This is a genomic window from Sinorhizobium chiapasense (genome assembly GCF_045277575.1).
Taxonomy (GTDB): Bacteria; Pseudomonadota; Alphaproteobacteria; order Rhizobiales; family Rhizobiaceae; genus Ensifer; species Ensifer chiapasense_A.
In genome coordinates, this window is record NZ_CP144206.1 from 376987 (window position 1) to 393187 (window position 16201).

Genomic DNA, 16201 nt, shown 5'->3' on the forward strand with positions numbered 1-16201 from the left:
CTATGCCACTGCCCCGACGCCGGGCGCTGATTCCAGGCGCCGGGGTGGGTCTCAGCCATTGTGAGTGCCGCCGCGCCACGCGCGGAGCATATGGTCGAGCGAGAACTTGCCGGGACCGGAGGCCATGAGGCCAAGTGCCATCGCCGCCCAGGTGATGTGAATCGGCCAGCCATCCGGCACGGTCAGCTCAACGACTGCCGTCATGATCAGGAGACCGAGCGCGGCAAAGCGGGTTGCCAGGCCGAACACCAGCAGGATGGGCAGCATGATCTCGGCCGAGCCGGCAGCAAACGCCATGGCGGCTGGGGCCGGATAGGGGTAGGGACCGCCGGGAAGATGCAGCTGGAACTCCGAGCTGAACAGCAGCACGGCGACGTCGTTCAGCTGCAGGAAGCCGTCCCACTTGCTCATGCCTGAGCGAAAAAACGGAACTGCGAGGCCGAAGCGCAGGACGAGCTGGGCAAGCCAAAGTGGGGCAAGCATGCTCACGGCCTGGTTTGCGCGACGGGCCCAGTGCGACAGGTCCGCGCGGTTGATGCCGTTCGGTGAACTGGATGCGGACATCATGTTTTCATCCTCCGTGGTGAATGGCCGTGAAGGCGCCGGCGTCGAGCGCCGTTGCGATGACGGTGGCGAGGTCGAGTGTGGGGCAATGGCTTGCTGCCTCCGTTGCCGCTGCGGCAAGCGGAACGCCTGAGAGCAGCCGGTCGAGCAAAATGTCGGCTCCCGGTATCAGGTGGCTGACAGCTACCTCCAATTCGGGGCGGGTGATCAGCGCGCTTTCCGGCGCCGAGGCCCGGATCCGGCCGACCCGACCACTCGCCCGATTGGCAGCAAAAATCGTCACGGCCGGATAATCGGAACGGACAAGCCTGGTTGCCGGATGTGCCTCGAAAACGACGTCGCCGAGCCGGTCAGGCGGGACGGAGGCGAGTGCCGCGGGCGTCAAAGCTGGCGCATTGGCGGCGTGATAGGCGTCGAGCCAGGCCCGTTCGATCCGCGCCACATCGGCCAACCAGGGCATCGACCGTGCATGGTCGTAGCGTGCGATGAAATCTGGAAAATCCCGGCCGTACTCGAAGAGCAGCGGCGAAGTCGGTGGTGTCTCCCGCACATGAAAACGGGCCATGGCGCGAAAGAAGACTTCGCCGGTAATGCGCGTCGTGGCCGGGAAGGTCGCCGCCAGCGCCTCGATCAGGCTGACGGTGACATTGTTCCGATAGACGTTGAAGCGCTTCACGGCCGCCTTGCCGTTTGGGCCGGAAACGAGCACCGGCGTTTGACGCTCCGGATCGAGAAGCACCGGCGCGATTTCGGTGGCGTAGTTCTCGGTCTCGTCGAGCGACGCAGCGGGCATTTTGCTACGCGCTTGCATGGAACTTCTCCCGTGAGGATGCCTGGGAATGACGGTCGAGGATCAGCTGCGCGGCCGCCGCCTCGCGCTTCAGCACCGGCCAGTCGGGAATGGCGCTGTCCCATTCGATCAGCGTCGGGATCGGGCCGCTACGGCCGATGACGGTGTCGAAGAGCTTCCAGACGGCATCGCTGACCGGTCCGTCGTGGCTATCGATCAGCAACAACTCACCCTCGTCATCCTGCTGCTGAGCATGCCCGGCGAGATGGATTTCGCCGACATGGTCCAACGGAAAGTCGCTCAGATAGTCGAGCGCGGAATAATTCTGGTTGGTGGCGGAAACGAAGACGTTGTTGATGTCGAGCAACAATCCACAGCCGGTGCGTTTCACCAGTTCGCGGATGAACGCCGTTTCGCTCATCGTCGATTCCCGGAAAGTGACGTAGGTCGAGGGGTTTTCGAGCAGCAATGGCCGGCCGATCGCCTGCTGGACCTCGTCGATATGCGCGGCAACGCGCGTGACCGTGGCTTCGGTGTAGGGCAGCGGCAAAAGGTCGTTGTAGTAGGTGGTTTCATGGGTCGACCAGGCGAGATGCTCGGAGAGGAGCGCCGGTTCGTAGCGTCGGACCAGATCCTTGAACCGCCCGAGATGCGCCTTGTCGAGCGGCTGCGGCCCGCCGATCGACATGCAGACGCCATGCAGCGAAACGGGAAAGTCTTCGCGGATCCGGGCCAGCGCCGCATGCGGCGGACCGCCGGCGCCCATGTAGTTTTCCGCGTGGACTTCGAAGAAGCCGCCGGGGGCGTCATCCGCAAGGATTGCCTGCAGATGCTGGTGCTTGAAGCTGGTGCCTGCCAGGCCATCGATCTCATGCCTGGGAAACCGCTGGCTTGCCGAAGCGAACTGATCGGGACGTGCTGCTGAAGTGCTCATTACCAATCCTGTTGCTGGTTTTCCGCGTTCGGTCGCGCCGGATTGCGCGACCGCTGTTGCCGTGTCCGGGCGGAGGGCGTTCCTCCTTCCGCCCGCATCGGATCGGCTCAGGACGGGAGGTCGCGCTTCAGCGGCTCCGGCGAGCCCTTGCGTCCGCCCGGAAGCTGCATGGTGGTGCACGTACCGCCATCGACGAACTTCCAGGAGTTGCCCTGATAGTCGACCGTCGAAGTGGCCTGGCAGGTCGTGCCCGGTCCGGCAGCGCAATCGTTCTGGCCCTTCAGGGCGACGCCGAAACATTTTTCCTTGCCGGCATCCATCGCGGCCTTGACCTGTGCCTTGGTGAGTGGTGCCGCGGCGGCGAGCGATGACAGGGCCGCAGCCACCGCGCCTGCCAGCATTGCACTGCTGATCGTGGACTTCATGGACATCATTCTTTCTCCGTGTTGAACTGTTCCTGTGCGTCCTGTCTCGGGCGCACATCGGGTCTTTCGTCGCGGAGACGGGTGGCGTTACATAACCTTGGCAACACGCTTTCGTGATGTCTTCGCGAGCGGTCTCGTTGATGCCAGCCGGCTGACAGGCGCTGCGAATTTTGGGATGAAGGTGTAACGAACGCCCGGGTTCGGCGAATGAGAAGGAAAGGCGCGGTTGAGCGGCGCGGACGACGAACATCTGGCAGGACTTCTTCGCGGGTCTATGGTCGGAGACGAGAAGGCCTATGCTGACTTCCTGCGTGACGTCGCGGTCCTGATCCGCAGTTGGGCGCGACGGTGGGCCGTTGGCGGCGGCATTGATGCCGAAGACATCGTACAGGAGGCTTTGCTGGCGGTGCACGTCAAGCGCCACACCTGGCGAAACGATGCCCCTGTTATCCCCTGGCTTCACGCGATCGCCAGGCACAAATTCGTCGATGCCGTCCGGCGACAGGCCCGCCGCCCGACGGTTGGCATCGAGGAATTTGAAGAGACGCTTGCGAGCGCCGAAACCGAAAAGGCCTGCGATTGGGAGATCGGCCGGGCACTCGAGGGCCTCGCACCGGGGCAGCGTTCGGTCGTCAACGCGATCTCGATCGAAGGCTGTTCCGTCGCCGAGACGGCGAAGAGGCTGGATATGAATGAAACGGCGGTTCGCGTGGCGCTTCATCGCGGCCTTGCCGCAATCGCCCGTCGATTTGGACGAGACTGAACATGGATACGAACGACCTGATCAAGGCTCTTGCCGCGGATACAAGGCGGCCCGGATTGTCGATGAATGCCGTCTGGTTCGCCACCTGTGCCGGCGCGCTGGTGTTCGCCGGGCTCGTGTTCTCGATCCTGCTTGGACCACGGTCGGACATCGCCATCGCCGCGGAGACGGTGCGCTTCCTGTTCAAGTTCGTCGTCACCATGGCGTTGGCGGCTGCCGCCTTCCTCGCCATGCGCGTCGCGGCCTGGCCTGAAGCGGATTTGCGCAAGCTGCTGCCCTATCTCGCAATTGCGCCGGCGCTGGTGGTCGGTGGCGTCGTGCTCGAGCTTTTCGCGGTGCCGCGGGACGCCTGGGCGACGAGGCTCGTCGGCACCAACAGCCTGCTTTGCCTGACCTTCATTCCGCTGATCGGGTTGGCGCCGCTGGGGCTCTTCCTGCTGGCGTTGCGCTACGGCGCTCCATCGCGTCCGGCGCTATCCGGTGCACTGGCGGGCCTTGCTGCCGGCGGCATCGCCTCCACGTTTTATGCAGCGCACTGCCCCGATGATTCACCGCTCTTCGTCGCGACCTGGTACACGATTGCGGTCCTTGGCCTCGCACTGCTCGGGGCCCTCGGTGCCCGCTGGCTCATCCGCTGGTAGAAAGGTCGCGGGCAGAAGCCACGCCGTCGGGTGTTTCTGCGACTGTTGCATCCGGGACGCAGCCGCGACGATTGGCGCCATGGCAAGATTTCTGCACTTGGCGGTTGCGCGCGATTCGCTTATAGCTCCTCTTCCGGCAACCAATCAGGGAGGTTTCAAAAGATGCCAGCTTTTTCTTTCTCCCTACGGGGCGGCGTGCAGTTCTGAGCTGGACGCAGAAGGGCACCTTCGCCTTTCCGTCTTTTCCGGGTCAGAGTTCGTTTCGCTGACCTTGGCCGTTCTCTTCCAGAGAATATTGCCAAGCCAATGATGCCGCATCGGAAGCTGGGTTCCTTTTCACGGCATAATCCATTCTGAATCTTTTTGAGGCCGATGCGTCGCGCATCGGGCAAATATTATGGCTTTTACTCGTTTCGCCTTGCGCGGCGGCGCGTTCCGCAGCGTTCTTGGTTTCACTTGGTCTCACTGGAAGGCGCAGCCGATCAGGATCAGCATCATCCTCTGCATGGTCCTCCTGTCGACGCTCGCCGATGTCCTGACGCCGCTCTATTCGGGCCGGCTCGTCGATGCGGTCGTTTCCGGTGCGGCAACAGATGAGCTCGCCTGGAATGCAGCGATCGCCGCATTCTGGATGCTGATGGCGCTCTCGCTCGGCGCGATCCTGTTGCGTCACCTCACCTTCCTGGGCGTCACGGATCTGACGCTCAAGATGATGGCCGACATCGCCTCGGCGGCGTTCTACCGCATACAGCGCTTCTCGACCGACTGGCACGCCAACAGCTTCGCCGGCTCGACGGTGCGCAAGGTGACGCGCGGCATGTGGGCGCTCGACCTTCTGAACGACACATTGCTGGTCGCGCTCTTCCCGTCCGTCGTGATGCTGGTCGGTTCGACGGTGCTGATGTCGTTCTACTGGCCGATGATGGGTGTCATCATCGGTATCGGCTCGATCGTCTTCATCCTGATGACGATCGCGCTTTCGCTCGGCTATGTCGCGCCGATGGCAAGCCTTGCCAACCGGTGGGACACGAAGCTCGGCGGCGCGCTCGCCGACGCGGTGAGCTGCAATATCGTCGTCAAGGGCTTCGGTGCCGAAGGCCGGGAGGATGCCCGCCTTGCCAAGGTGCTTGCCAAGTGGCGGGACCGTACGCGCCGTACGTGGATTAGAGGCACGACCAACGGCACGACACAGGGGGCCATGCTGCTTGTCCTGCGCGCGGCTGTGATCGGCTTCGCCTTGCTTTTGTGGGCGCGCGGGCAGGCAACGGCGGGTGATATCACCTTCGTGCTCACCTCGTTCTTCATCCTGCAGGGTTACCTGCGTGAAGTCGGGCAGCACATCCGCAACCTGCAGCGCTCGATCAACGACATGGAAGAGCTTGTCGACATCCATGGCCAGCCGCTCGGTATCGAGGACAGGGCCGATGCCAAGCCGATCCGGATCACCGACGGTCGCATCGAGTTCAAGGACGTCACGTTCCATTACGGTGCGCACCGCAAGCCGCTCTACGACCGGTTCTCGGTGACGATCCGGGAGGGCGAGCGTGTCGGCCTCGTCGGGCATTCCGGCTCGGGCAAGACGACCTTCGTCAAGCTGATCCAGCGTCTGCACGACCTGAAGTCCGGGCAGATCCGGATCGACGGCCAGGACATCGCCTCGGTGGCGCAGACATCACTGCGCCAGCAGATCGCGATCGTCCAGCAGGAGCCGATCCTGTTCCATCGTTCGCTCGCGGAAAACATCGCCTATGCGCGGCCGAGCGCCACGCAGAGCGAGATCGAGAAGGCGGCGAAGCTTGCGAGCGCGCACGACTTCATCACGGCCCTGCCGAAAGGCTACGGCACGCTGGTGGGCGAGCGCGGCGTGAAGCTCTCGGGCGGCGAGCGCCAGCGCATCGCCATTGCACGCGCGTTCCTGGCGGATGCACCGATCCTGATTCTCGATGAGGCAACCTCGAGCCTCGATTCTGAATCGGAAGTGCTGATCCAGCAGGCGATGGAACGGCTGATGCTCGGGCGTACCACGCTGGTGATCGCGCATCGCCTGTCGACCGTGCGGGCGCTCGATCGGCTGCTGGTCTTCGATCACGGCCGGATCGCGGAGGAGGGCACGCACGATGCGCTGATCCGTCTCGACGGCGGCATCTACCGCGGTCTCTTCGAGCGCCAGGCGCTGGAACTGACCAAAGGACTGGTGCTGAACGACCAGTAAGATGTCGTCTGCCAAACTATTTGCCGCGCCTGATGTGGGCGCGGCGGATTTCATATCTACTGAGCAAGCCAACGGTCGATGCCGCGCGCGGCGGCGCGGCCGGTGGCGAAACAGGCGGTCAGCAGGTAGCCGCCGGTCGGTGCTTCCCAGTCGATCATTTCGCCAGCGACGAAGGTGCCGGGCAGGGCCTTCAGCATGTAGCCGTCGTCGATCGAATCCCACATAACTCCACCTGCCGAAGAGATGGCTTCGGCGATCGGCCGCGGGCATCGCAGCGGGATCGGCAGCGCCTTGATCATGGCAACGAGATCCGGGGGGCTCATCCGCGCGGCTTCGGGCGCAAGTTCGCGCAGCAGCGCGGCCTTCGCACCTTCGAGCCCGGCCCCCTTGCGCAGGCGGTTGGCGAAGCTGGTTTTGCTGTCAAAGCGGCCGAGATCCTTCGCCAGTCGCTCGGCGGTTCGTCCGGGGGCGAGATCGACCACCAGATCGGCCCGTTCCCCGCCCACAAGGCGGTCTCTGAGCGCGGCTGCATGGGCGTAGACCAAGCTGCCTTCGATGCCGCTCATGCTGACGACGAATTCGCCCGGGACGGTGCCCGCTTCGGATGTCGCGGTGACACCCTTGAGCGCTGCGCCGGCGAAACGATCGCGGAAGGTTTCGCTCCAGTCGACATCGAAGCCGCAATTGGCGGGCTGGAAGGAAGCGACGGCAATACCCCTTTCTTCCATCCAGGGAAGCCAGATGGCATCAGATCCGAGGCGTGGATAGCTGGCGCCACCGAGCGCGAGCAGCGTCGCGTCAGCGCTGACAAGCTTCTTGTCATCGGGTGTATCGAAGGCGAGTTCGTTTCCCTCAAAGCCTGTCCAGCGGTGCCGGGTCAGGATCCGGACGCCGCGATCTTCCAACGATTTGAGCCAGGCGCGCAGCAGCGGCGACGCCTTCATGACCTCTGGGAAGACACGGCCTGACGAGCCGACGAAAGTTTTCGTTCCGAGAGCGGCGGCCCATTGCCTGATATCGTCGGGCGTGAACGCATCAAGGGCCGCGCGCAGCCGCGGCGACGCTTTGCCGAAGCGCTCGGCAAAGACGGCATAGGGTTCGGAATGGGTGATGTTCAGGCCCGACTTGCCGGCAAGCAGGAACTTCCGCGCGACCGTCGGCATGGCGTCGTAGACCGTAACGCTGTGGCCGCGCTCAGCCAGCATATCGGCGGCCATCAGCCCGCTTGGCCCGCCGCCGATAACGGCGATCTGCTTCTTCCCCATGCGCCTTCCCGGTCGTCGAATCCACTCCCGCGCACTCTTGGCCCGGCGACGGCCGTCGCGCAACCCCGCGGTCAGCGGCGATTGGAAGCGTTGAGCTTCCTTTCGAGCCATAGGCTGTAGCGCGAACCGGTGAAGCAGATCGCGAAATAGACAAGGGCCGCAAAGATGTAGGCCTCGCTGTAGAAGCCGAGCCAGACAGGGTCGGTTGCCGCGGTCTTGGCTGCATTCAGGAGATCATAGATACCGATGACGGCGAGCAGCGAGGTATTGAGCACGATGCCGATCGACAAGTTGACGATGGCTGGAATGACGGCGCGAAGCGCCTGTGGCAGGACAACGAGGCGCAGCATTTGAACTCTGCTCAAGCCAAGTGACAGGGCCGCCTCCCGCTGACCGACGGGAACGACCTGGAGACCCGCGCGAATGACTTCGGCGAGATAGGCGGAAAAGAACAGGGTAACGCCGATCTGGGCGCGCAGCAGCTTGTCGATCGCGGCGCCGCTCGGCAGTGCCATCGGCACGATCAGTATCGCTACGTAGAGGATGGCGATCATCGGCACGCCGCGCAGCACTTCGATGAAGGCAATCGCCAGACACCGCAGGATGCCCATGTCGGACTGGCGGGCAAGCGCCAGCAGGAGCGCGATCGGGAAGGCAAAGGCGAGGCCGGCGATCGAGACGGTGAGCGTGATCGGCAGCCCGCCCCAGTGATTGGTCGAGACCGGTTCCATGCCGGCCGAGCCCGCCATCATGAGCCAGGTACCGAGAAGAGCCAGCAACCAGACCGGCACGAGGCGAAAGCTCCAGAAGCGGGGAAGGGCGGAGACCGCGAGCAGCGTCAGGATGAAGGCAACGACCAATGTCGGACGCCACTGCAGTGGCGGTGGGAAGAAGGCAAAAAGCATGAAACGAAGCTTTGTGCCGACAAAGGCCCAGCAGGCGCCGGCGGTTTCCTCAGCACAATCGGCCGACGTACCGGTCCAGACCGCGTCGATGACCGCCCACCGCAGGAAGGGAAGCAACAGCCAGAGGATCGTCACAAATGTTCCAAGCGTGACGAGGCCGTTCGCCCAGCCGTTGAAAAGCCCCTGGCGCCAGCGGTGCCAATCGGGCGCGACGGGGGGCGCAAGTTCGATCTGGCTCATCGCTTTCCTTCTCCGCGCAGAACGACGCGCCGGTTGTAGAGGTTCATGACCGCCGATACCGACAGGCTGATGGTCAGGTAGACGGCGCCGATGATGATGATCGCTTCCAGTGCCTGTCCGGTCGTGTTGGCCGTCGTATTGGCGACGCTGACGAGGTCGGGGTAACCGATCGCGACCGCGAGGCTCGAATTCTTCGTGAGATCCAGGAAGCTCGAGATCATCAGCGGCGTGATGACCCGAAGAGCTTGCGGCAGCACGACGAGGCGCAGGATCTGCGCCGGCTTCAGCCCGAGTGCCCGAGCCGCCTCCCATTGGCCCGATTTCACTGACTGGATGCCGCTGCGCACGATCTCCGAAATCGACGCCGAGGCATTGACGACGAGGCCGACAAGCAGCGCAGCGAATTCCGGCGTCAGCGACAGGCCGCCGCGAATGTTGAAACCGCCCTTGGCGGGAATTTCGACAGAGGCCGCGAAGCCAAGGGAGGTGAGCGCGAGGTAGCAGAGGGCAAGGGCGGCGAGTGCGGCACCGGCAGATTTCGGAAGATAGAAGGCTGAGCGTGCGAAAAGTCGACGGCAGAGAAGGACCGCGGCGAGGACAGCCAGTACGACCGTCGAAAGCCAGACTATGGTCGGTACCCCCTCGATCGAGAGCGAGGGTAGGTAAATGCCGCGATTGCTGAGATAGACGCTGCCCAGGAAGGTGTAGGCGCCGCGCGGCGGCGGCAGCGCATGAATGATCGCGCTCCACAGGAAGAGCTGCAGCAACAGCGGGGTATTGCGCAAAAGCTCGACGTAGCCATGGACGAAGCTGGCAAGCAGCAAATTGCCCGAGAGCCGCGCGATGCCGAGCGCGACGCCGAGCACGGTTGCAAGCAGGCAGCCGACGATTGCGACCTTGACCGTGTTGGTGATGCCGGCCGCAAGCGCCCGGGCATAACTGTCGCCGGCGGAATAGGAAAGCACGCTTTCACCGATCTCGAAGTTCGCTTGATGGGAGAGGAAGGCGAAGCCCGGCGTCAGTCCCATGCGGTGCATGCTGTCGGCTGTGTTCTGCCCTAACACCGCGAGGAGCAGGAGCACGCCGATGAAGAGCACGCTTTGCTGCAGCGGCAGGGGCCCGATCCAGGTGCGCAGGCGTAAGACGGGTCCGAGCCCCGAAGGGCCCGGTTGGAGGAAACGTGTCATGGGAAAGACCCGGCTCAACGGAACGGCGGCGAATAGAGCAAGCCGCCCGCGGTCCAGGGCTGATTGTAACCGCGCTCGAAATTGAGCGGCGTGCCCTTGCCGACATTGCGTTCGAAGATTTCGCCGTAATTGCCGACCGTCTTGACGATGTTATAGGCGAATTTCGGATCGAGGCCGATCGCTTCGCCAAGCGATGGGTCAACGCCGAGGAAGCGCTTGATTGCCGGATCTTCGCTCTTCAGGAACGTGTCGACATTGTCCTTGGTGATGCCGAATTCTTCGGCCTGGATCGTGGCATAGACCGTCCAGTTGACGATTTCGAGCCACTGGTCGTCGCCGGCGCGGATCGCCGGTGCCAGCGGCTCCTTCGACAGGCGCTCCGGCAGAAGCACGTAGTTGTCGGGCTTTGAAAGCTGGGTGCGCTTGGCGGCAAGATCGGTCGCGTCCTGGGTCAGCGCATCGACGCGGCCTGAGTCCAGCGCCTTCAGGAACTCGCCGGTTTCCTCGATCGTGACTGGCGTGAAGGCCTTGCCGGTCTTGCGGAAGAAGTCGGCGATGTTGAGTTCACCGGTCGTGCCGCTCTGGACACCGATCGTCGCGCCGTCCAGTTCCTCGCCCTTGGTGACGCCGAGATCCTTGCGCACCAGCAGGCCCTGGCCGTCATAGAAGACGACGGGGCCGAAGTGGAAGCCGAGCTTGAAGGCGCGGCTCACCGTCTGGGTGACGCCGGAAAGCAGGATATCGAATTCGCCGGACTGCAATGCCGGCAGCCGCTGCTGCGGCGAGGAGTTGGTGAATTCGACCTTCTCGGCGTCGTTGAAGACGGTGATGGCGATGGCGCGGCCGAAATCGACGAAGAAGCCCTGCCAGCGGCCACTGCTGTCGGGCGAGAAGAAACCCGGCGTCGTGCCGACGCCAACCTTGATCACGCCGCGTGCCTTGATCTTGTCGAGCGTTTCGCCGGCAAGCGCTGACGTGGCGATCAGGCCAGCCGCCAGCGCTGCCGTTGCGGCAAAGGCTTTGGTGAAAAGTTTTCGGTGAGTGAAATGTCGCTGCATTGAGGCCCCCAAGCCAGAAAGGAATGTCGCTGCGCATGCAGGACGGAAGCGCCCGCTGCGTCCTGAGATAATTAAATCTATAGAAATTATGTAATAGGTATTTTTGTGCGAAATTGGCGCGCGGGCCGAAACAGATTTCGCCGTCCCGTTTTTGCCGGGAACGTTTTTGACAAGCGGGAGGTCGGGTCGAAGCAAGACGGCTATATTGCGTCGTCCCGCTTGCGACAGGCGAGACCACATTCCCGCGTCGTGGGACGTGGTCCGATCGGCCGGGAGCCGTGCGTCCGGGTTGCCGGGTCCTCGGGACTGCGCCTCTTGTTGAGATCGGCGGAAGTTCCTAGGTTCCGCCCATCGATTGGTTTATCTCGTTGGCAATGCGGCTCTTTGCGGAAAAATGGTGGGAACGGGTAGGATGGGGCGCGCCGACATCGGTCGCCCTGCATCTCATCGTCGCCTTTTTGCTCTTGTTCGATCTGCCGCTCGAACTGCCGAAGCCTCCGAAGGAGCAGACCGTCAACGTCGAACTCGTTCCTCCTCCCCAGGCAAAGGAAGAGAAGAAGGCCGAACAGAAAAAGGCTGCGCAGAAGAAGGGCGAGGAGAAGAAGGCCGAACAGCCGAAACCGCAACCGAAGCCCAAGCCGCAACCCAAACCGCAGCCCCAAACAAAGCCGCAGTCGAAGCCCGCGCAGCAACTGCCGCAATCCTTCGCGTCGGCGATGGCCAAGACCAAGCAGGACAACAAGGAAGCCGAACTTCCGCCGGCCGCGCAAACGGCTGAGAAGAAGCCCGACGCGTCGGAGCAGGCAAAGGCGGCCACAGAACCGGCGAAGGCCGCGGACGAACCGGCAAAGGTGCCGCCCAAGAAGGAAGATGCACCGGTAAAGGAGCAAAAGCCGCTGCCGACGCTGGCCGTCCCGGCGAAATCATCGGAGACTGCCACGGAAAAATCGGACGAAAAGCCTCCGGTGACGGTGGCTGAGGCGAAGGATTCGAAGGCGGCCGAGGCCAAGCAGCAAGCGGAGCCGAAAGAAAAGCCGAAGACGGAGCCGGCAGATGTGGCTGCAAAAGTCGACCTCAAGCCGATCCCAAGCAAGTTGACCGAAGCAAAAGAACTCTATTCGGCGAAGTCGATCGCCGATCCGCGGGTGAAGCAGGCACTGATCAATCTCCCGGTGAAGACGCGCATCCGCCAGATCTGCAATACCGAGGCGCTGGAGCAGATCCGTAATCAGAGGCCGAATACCCCGCCGGAAGGTCTCGTCCCTTTCGGTCCGAGGGGGGGCTTCATTTCGAAGAACCGTTTTGATGCCAGTGGTGGCGCCTACCGCAGCAAGTCGGACTGGTACGACGTCGACTTCAAATGCGTTGTCAACGACGACGCGACGGAGGTGATTTCCTTCAGCATCGCCATCGGCGGCATCGTGCCGAGGACGACCTGGGAAGAACGGCGCCTGCCGGTGAACTGAGCCTTCAAGCCGCAAGCGTGGGACACCTGCTTTGCGTAAATGCCGTCTGGCGACCCATAACTGAAAGCCGGCCGGTTCATCCGGCATGAACGGCTACGCTGTAAGGCGCTTCACCTGCCGGGCCCTTGAGCCCGGCAGGCGCAGGTGCGCGTTGCCACTCTCGCACCAAACCGTGGCGGATAGCGTTACTCCGCGGGCTGCAGCGCCCGCTCGCGGTAGACGGAGACCAGGGAGGTGCCGAGCATCGCCGCGACCGCGGCGAAGAGGAAGACGCCAGCCGGCCCCTGGAGTTCGACGAGAAGTCCGCCGAGGATCGCGCCGGTGGAAATTGCAATCTGGAAGGTCGTGAGCGTTGCCGCACCGGCACCTTCGGCTTCGTCACCGGCGGCGCGGCTCAAGAACGACTGGACGCTAACGGGCAGCGCGCCGAAGGCGAAGCCCCAGGCGGCGGTGGCTAGGATGGCAACGGCCGGCAGCGCGCCGGCAAGCGCCAGCGTCAGGGTCGTGACGGCGACACCGGCTGCAGCCGACATCATCGACAAGCGCGTGCTGCGCTCGGCGAGGAAGCCGCCGGCAATGTTGCCGAAGAAGCCGCCGACACCGAAGGCGAGCAGGATCGCGGTGATCGCCTCGACGCCGAACTGCGGCACCTGCTCGAGGAACGGGCGAACATAGGTGAAGCCGGCAAAGTGACCCGTGACGACGAGCAGGATCGTTGCGAGGCCGAGCCGGATCGCCGGGCGCTTCAGCACGTTGAGGATCGTATTCAGGCCGGTTGATCCGACCGGCGGAAGCCGCGGAACCGTCAGCGCCTGGACGATGAAGGCGACGATGCCGACGGCGGCGGCGAGCAGGAAGGCATAGCGCCAGCCGAGCGTCGCGCCGATCCAAGCGCCGACCGGGGCGGCGCAGACCGTCGCGATCGACACGCCCGACATGATGATCGCCATCGCCCGCGGCATCAGCCTGCCCGGAACGAGCCGTATGGCGAGTGCCAGCGACAAGGCCCAGAAACCGCCAAGAGCGATGCCGAGCAGGAACCGTGCAGCAAGCAGCATCGGCAGGCTGGCGGCAAAGCCGGCGATCAGGCTCGATATGACCAGTAACGCGGTCAGTGTGAGAAGGACATTCCGTCGGTCTAAGCGCCCGGTGTAGACGACGATCGCCGGACCGGCGATCGCCGCGACGACGGCGGTCGTGGTTACCGATTGGCCGGCCGCGCCGACGGTTACGCCGAGATCGGCGGACATGGGCGTGAGAAGGCTTGCCGGCAGAAACTCCGCCGTTACCAGGCCAAAAACCCCAAGCGAAAGCGAAACGACGGCCGCCCATAGCGGCTTCATGCGTTCATCCGCCTCGCCTGCAAGGCTTGCGACGATGCCATCCATGATTTTCATCTCCATTGCAGTTGGGATGAAAATATGCATGGCGGTTTGGAGTTTCTATGCTAGAAAATCCAAAACACTATGCCGTTTATCCAAAGTTGGAGTGGCCAATGACCGATGCGCTCACTGACATCCTGCGCGGCTTGAGGCTCGACGGTGTGGAATATGGGCGTTGCCAGCCCTGTGCGCCATGGGCAACCTCCTATCCAGCGCAGGAGCCGGCGCGATTTCATTTTCTGGCGTCCGGTTCCGCTCATCTTCAGACGCCGGACGGCGATTGGATGGCGCTTGCGCCGGGGGATGCCGTGCTCTTGCCGCGCGGCGATGCGCATGTGCTTGCCAGCGAACCCGGCCTGCCGACGATTTCGATCCGTGATCTGCCGAAGCGGCAGCTCTGCGACGGCATCGTCGATGTGCAATGCCCCAATTCGGACAGCCAGAACCTTTTGTTCTTCGCGGTGATGCAGTTCAACGTCGATCGCCTGCACCCCTTGCTGCAACTGATGCCCTCGGTCATGCGCACCAGCGATCTCGCATCCAGCGAGCCGTCGATCCCGTCGCTGCTCGATACCATGACGCGCGAGGCGGCGATGCAGCGCGTCGGCTCGGGCGGCATCCTGGCGCGGCTTGCCGATGTGCTGACCGCGACGATCATCCGCGCCTGGGTGGAGCATGGATGCGGCACGGCGACGGGCTGGCTTGCAGCCGTCCGCCATCCGGAGGTTGGCCGCGTTCTCGCCGCCATTCATCTCGATCCCACCAAGGACTGGACGGTGCCCGAACTCGCCAAACTCATGGGCGCGTCACGTTCGGGCTTTGCCCAGCGCTTCTCCGATACGGTCGGCGAAACGCCGGCCCGGTACGTGGCACGCATGCGCATGCATCAGGCGCATCAATGGCTGCGCGAAGGAAAACGCGTCGCCCATGTGGCGAACCGCCTCGGCTATGATTCCGAGGCGTCGTTCAGCCGCGCCTTCCGCAAGATCATGGGTGCGCCGCCAAGCCATTCGCGAAGCCTCACCTCGGCGATGGAATAGGCCGCTTCGTGCGCTGCGCCGCGCGCCGAGGTCTCAGAACTTGACGACGCGATCGGCCTTTGCACCATGCGGACCATGGATGCATCCACCGGCGTTGCAGGCCTCTCATGAAACTATTCCATTTTTGAGATGCCGTTTCGCAAGCGACAAAGGTAGGGTGCCCACGACGAAATGTCTGTTTCGCGATCGGGTCGATGGGCAATGAAATGACGGGAAAAATGGCAGATATCAATCGCTTACGACTTCGGGATCTTGGCTTCCGCCCGGGCGTCTATGAAACCGGCCCGTTGAATACCATCACCGATGTCGAGGGCGTCGCGGTCGGTCATGCCACCGTCATCGAAGCGGACCGCATCCGCACTGGCGCGACCGCCATCCTGCCGCATGACGGTAACCTCTTTCAGGACAAAGTTCCAGCGGCGCTCGCCGTGCTCAACGGTTTCGGCAAGTTCACCGGGTCCACTCAGGTAGAGGAGCTTGGCGAACTGGAGACGCCGATCGTTCTCACCAACACCCTGGCGACCGGCCGCGCCATCGAGGCGATCAACCGCTGGACGCTGGCGCAACCCGGCAACGACAGGGTCGTATCGCTCAATGCGGTCGTTGGCGAGACCAACGATTCGCGCCTCAACGACATCCGCGCCGGCCGTCCGACGATCGATGAGATCGGTGCAGCCCTTGCGGCCGCCAGGACGGGTGTTGTGGAGGAGGGTGCAGTCGGCGCCGGAACCGGCACGGTGGCTTTCGGCCTCAAGGGCGGTATCGGCACCAGTTCGCGCCGCGTCAAGACCGCTGGCAAGGTCTTCACTCTCGGCGTGCTGGTTCAGACGAATTATGGCGGCCGGCTCACCGTTTGCGGCCGTGCCTACGAGGCGCCGGCGGCGCCCGACCGGGATGGCTCGATCGTCATCGTGGTCGCGACCGATGCGCCGCTCTGCGCACGCAATCTCAAGCGCCTTGCCGAGCGCGCCTTCGGCGGCCTTGCCCGCACCGGGGCAGCGCTCAGCAACGGTTCCGGAGACTATGCGCTTGCCTTCTCCACGGCGCCTGCGGTGCGCCGCACGAAGGCACGTCGGGCCGCGATCGCGGATTACCCGGATTTGCCCAACGACCTGATGTCGCCGCTCTTCGAGGCAGCGATCGAGGCGAGCGAAGAGGCGATCCTCAATTCGCTGACCATGGCGCGCCCGATACATGGCTTCAACGCCGCGAGCGGCAAGCTAAGCACGGTCGAAGCGATCTCGCTCGAGAGTCTTCGCGCCCTCACTGCGCAGTGATAATTGCGCCGTGGATCGCGAGCAGTGCGGCGATCCATGGCTGTACGCCAAA

15 protein-coding genes are annotated in these 16201 nt (G+C 63.6%); 6 read left to right on the forward strand and 9 right to left on the reverse strand.

Going from position 1 to position 16201, the window contains the following annotated elements:
- Positions 1-51: 51 nt before the first annotated feature.
- The 4 genes from QM996_RS20645 to QM996_RS20660 all read right to left on the reverse strand — a co-directional run bounded on the left by QM996_RS20645 (position 52) and on the right by QM996_RS20660 (position 2719).
- Positions 52-564 carry a DoxX family protein gene (locus QM996_RS20645; protein ID WP_334198736.1) on the reverse strand — a complete coding sequence of 171 codons (513 nt, stop codon included), beginning with the start codon at positions 562-564 and terminating at the stop codon, positions 52-54.
- Positions 565-571: 7 nt separating this feature from the next.
- Entirely contained in the window at positions 572-1375 is an 804-nt protein-coding gene (locus QM996_RS20650; protein WP_500270463.1) for an HvfC/BufC family peptide modification chaperone, read from the reverse strand.
- The gene (gene bufB / locus QM996_RS20655) at positions 1362-2288 is read right to left on the reverse strand and encodes an MNIO family bufferin maturase (protein WP_334197931.1); all 927 of its coding nucleotides are present in this window, start codon (positions 2286-2288) and stop codon (positions 1362-1364) included. Before bufB ends, QM996_RS20650 begins: the two co-directional genes overlap by 14 nt.
- A gap of 107 nt (positions 2289-2395) precedes the next feature.
- Entirely contained in the window at positions 2396-2719 is a 324-nt protein-coding gene (locus QM996_RS20660) for a BufA1 family periplasmic bufferin-type metallophore (RefSeq protein WP_334197932.1), read from the reverse strand.
- A gap of 220 nt (positions 2720-2939) precedes the next feature.
- Between QM996_RS20660 and QM996_RS20665 the strand changes: the two genes are divergently transcribed.
- From QM996_RS20665 to QM996_RS20675, 3 genes are all read left to right on the forward strand, one after another.
- On the forward strand, positions 2940-3476 hold the full coding sequence (locus QM996_RS20665) for a sigma-70 family RNA polymerase sigma factor (protein WP_334197933.1): 537 nt from the start codon (positions 2940-2942) through the stop codon (positions 3474-3476).
- A gap of 2 nt (positions 3477-3478) precedes the next feature.
- Positions 3479-4117, forward strand: coding sequence for an NrsF family protein (locus QM996_RS20670; protein WP_334197934.1), 639 nt, complete (start codon positions 3479-3481; stop codon positions 4115-4117).
- 397 nt (positions 4118-4514) lie between these two features.
- Positions 4515-6329, forward strand: coding sequence for an ABC transporter ATP-binding protein (locus tag QM996_RS20675; protein WP_334197935.1), 1815 nt, complete (start codon positions 4515-4517; stop codon positions 6327-6329).
- 56 nt (positions 6330-6385) lie between these two features.
- Here the strand turns inward: QM996_RS20675 and QM996_RS20680 are convergent, their stop codons facing one another.
- The 4 genes from QM996_RS20680 to QM996_RS20695 all read right to left on the reverse strand — a co-directional run bounded on the left by QM996_RS20680 (position 6386) and on the right by QM996_RS20695 (position 10984).
- Positions 6386-7594 (reverse strand): TIGR03862 family flavoprotein, encoded by a 1209-nt coding sequence (locus QM996_RS20680; protein ID WP_334197936.1) that lies wholly within the window; start codon positions 7592-7594, stop codon positions 6386-6388.
- A gap of 71 nt (positions 7595-7665) precedes the next feature.
- Positions 7666-8739 (reverse strand): amino acid ABC transporter permease, encoded by a 1074-nt coding sequence (locus QM996_RS20685; RefSeq protein ID WP_334197937.1) that lies wholly within the window; start codon positions 8737-8739, stop codon positions 7666-7668.
- Positions 8736-9926, reverse strand: coding sequence for an amino acid ABC transporter permease (locus tag QM996_RS20690; protein ID WP_334197938.1), 1191 nt, complete (start codon positions 9924-9926; stop codon positions 8736-8738). The genes QM996_RS20685 and QM996_RS20690 overlap by 4 nt, the downstream gene beginning before the upstream one ends.
- Positions 9927-9940: 14 nt before the next feature.
- The gene (locus QM996_RS20695) at positions 9941-10984 is read right to left on the reverse strand and encodes an amino acid ABC transporter substrate-binding protein (RefSeq protein ID WP_334197939.1); all 1044 of its coding nucleotides are present in this window, start codon (positions 10982-10984) and stop codon (positions 9941-9943) included.
- 374 nt (positions 10985-11358) lie between these two features.
- On the opposite strand from QM996_RS20695, the gene QM996_RS20700 reads away from it, so the two are divergent.
- On the forward strand, positions 11359-12450 hold the full coding sequence (locus QM996_RS20700) for a DUF930 domain-containing protein (protein WP_334198738.1): 1092 nt from the start codon (positions 11359-11361) through the stop codon (positions 12448-12450).
- A gap of 185 nt (positions 12451-12635) precedes the next feature.
- Here QM996_RS20700 and QM996_RS20705 read toward each other — a convergent pair whose 3' ends face one another.
- A complete protein-coding gene (locus QM996_RS20705; RefSeq protein WP_334197940.1) occupies positions 12636-13838 on the reverse strand; it encodes an MFS transporter in 1203 nt (400 codons plus the stop codon).
- 107 nt (positions 13839-13945) lie between these two features.
- Here QM996_RS20705 and QM996_RS20710 point away from each other — a divergent pair, with 107 nt between their 5' ends.
- Positions 13946-14872, forward strand: a complete 927-nt coding sequence (locus tag QM996_RS20710) for an AraC family transcriptional regulator (protein WP_334197941.1) — start codon at positions 13946-13948, stop codon at positions 14870-14872.
- A gap of 218 nt (positions 14873-15090) precedes the next feature.
- On the forward strand, positions 15091-16149 hold the full coding sequence (locus QM996_RS20715) for a P1 family peptidase (protein ID WP_334197942.1): 1059 nt from the start codon (positions 15091-15093) through the stop codon (positions 16147-16149).
- The last annotated feature ends 52 nt before the right edge of the window (positions 16150-16201 follow it).

Coding starts and splice junctions, on each gene's coding strand:
- QM996_RS20645 (WP_334198736.1), bottom strand. CDS start 564: ATGTCCGCATCCAGTTCACCGAACGGCATCAACCGCGCGGACCTGTCG.
- QM996_RS20650 (WP_500270463.1), bottom strand. CDS start 1,375: ATGCAAGCGCGTAGCAAAATGCCCGCTGCGTCGCTCGACGAGACCGAG.
- bufB (WP_334197931.1), bottom strand. CDS start 2,288: ATGAGCACTTCAGCAGCACGTCCCGATCAGTTCGCTTCGGCAAGCCAG.
- QM996_RS20660 (WP_334197932.1), bottom strand. CDS start 2,719: ATGTCCATGAAGTCCACGATCAGCAGTGCAATGCTGGCAGGCGCGGTG.
- QM996_RS20670 (WP_334197934.1), top strand. CDS start 3,479: ATGGATACGAACGACCTGATCAAGGCTCTTGCCGCGGATACAAGGCGG.
- QM996_RS20675 (WP_334197935.1), top strand. CDS start 4,515: ATGGCTTTTACTCGTTTCGCCTTGCGCGGCGGCGCGTTCCGCAGCGTT.
- QM996_RS20680 (WP_334197936.1), bottom strand. CDS start 7,594: ATGGGGAAGAAGCAGATCGCCGTTATCGGCGGCGGGCCAAGCGGGCTG.
- QM996_RS20685 (WP_334197937.1), bottom strand. CDS start 8,739: ATGAGCCAGATCGAACTTGCGCCCCCCGTCGCGCCCGATTGGCACCGC.
- QM996_RS20690 (WP_334197938.1), bottom strand. CDS start 9,926: ATGACACGTTTCCTCCAACCGGGCCCTTCGGGGCTCGGACCCGTCTTA.
- QM996_RS20695 (WP_334197939.1), bottom strand. CDS start 10,984: ATGCAGCGACATTTCACTCACCGAAAACTTTTCACCAAAGCCTTTGCC.
- QM996_RS20700 (WP_334198738.1), top strand. CDS start 11,359: ATGCGGCTCTTTGCGGAAAAATGGTGGGAACGGGTAGGATGGGGCGCG.
- QM996_RS20705 (WP_334197940.1), bottom strand. CDS start 13,838: ATGGATGGCATCGTCGCAAGCCTTGCAGGCGAGGCGGATGAACGCATG.
- QM996_RS20710 (WP_334197941.1), top strand. CDS start 13,946: ATGACCGATGCGCTCACTGACATCCTGCGCGGCTTGAGGCTCGACGGT.
- QM996_RS20715 (WP_334197942.1), top strand. CDS start 15,091: ATGGCAGATATCAATCGCTTACGACTTCGGGATCTTGGCTTCCGCCCG.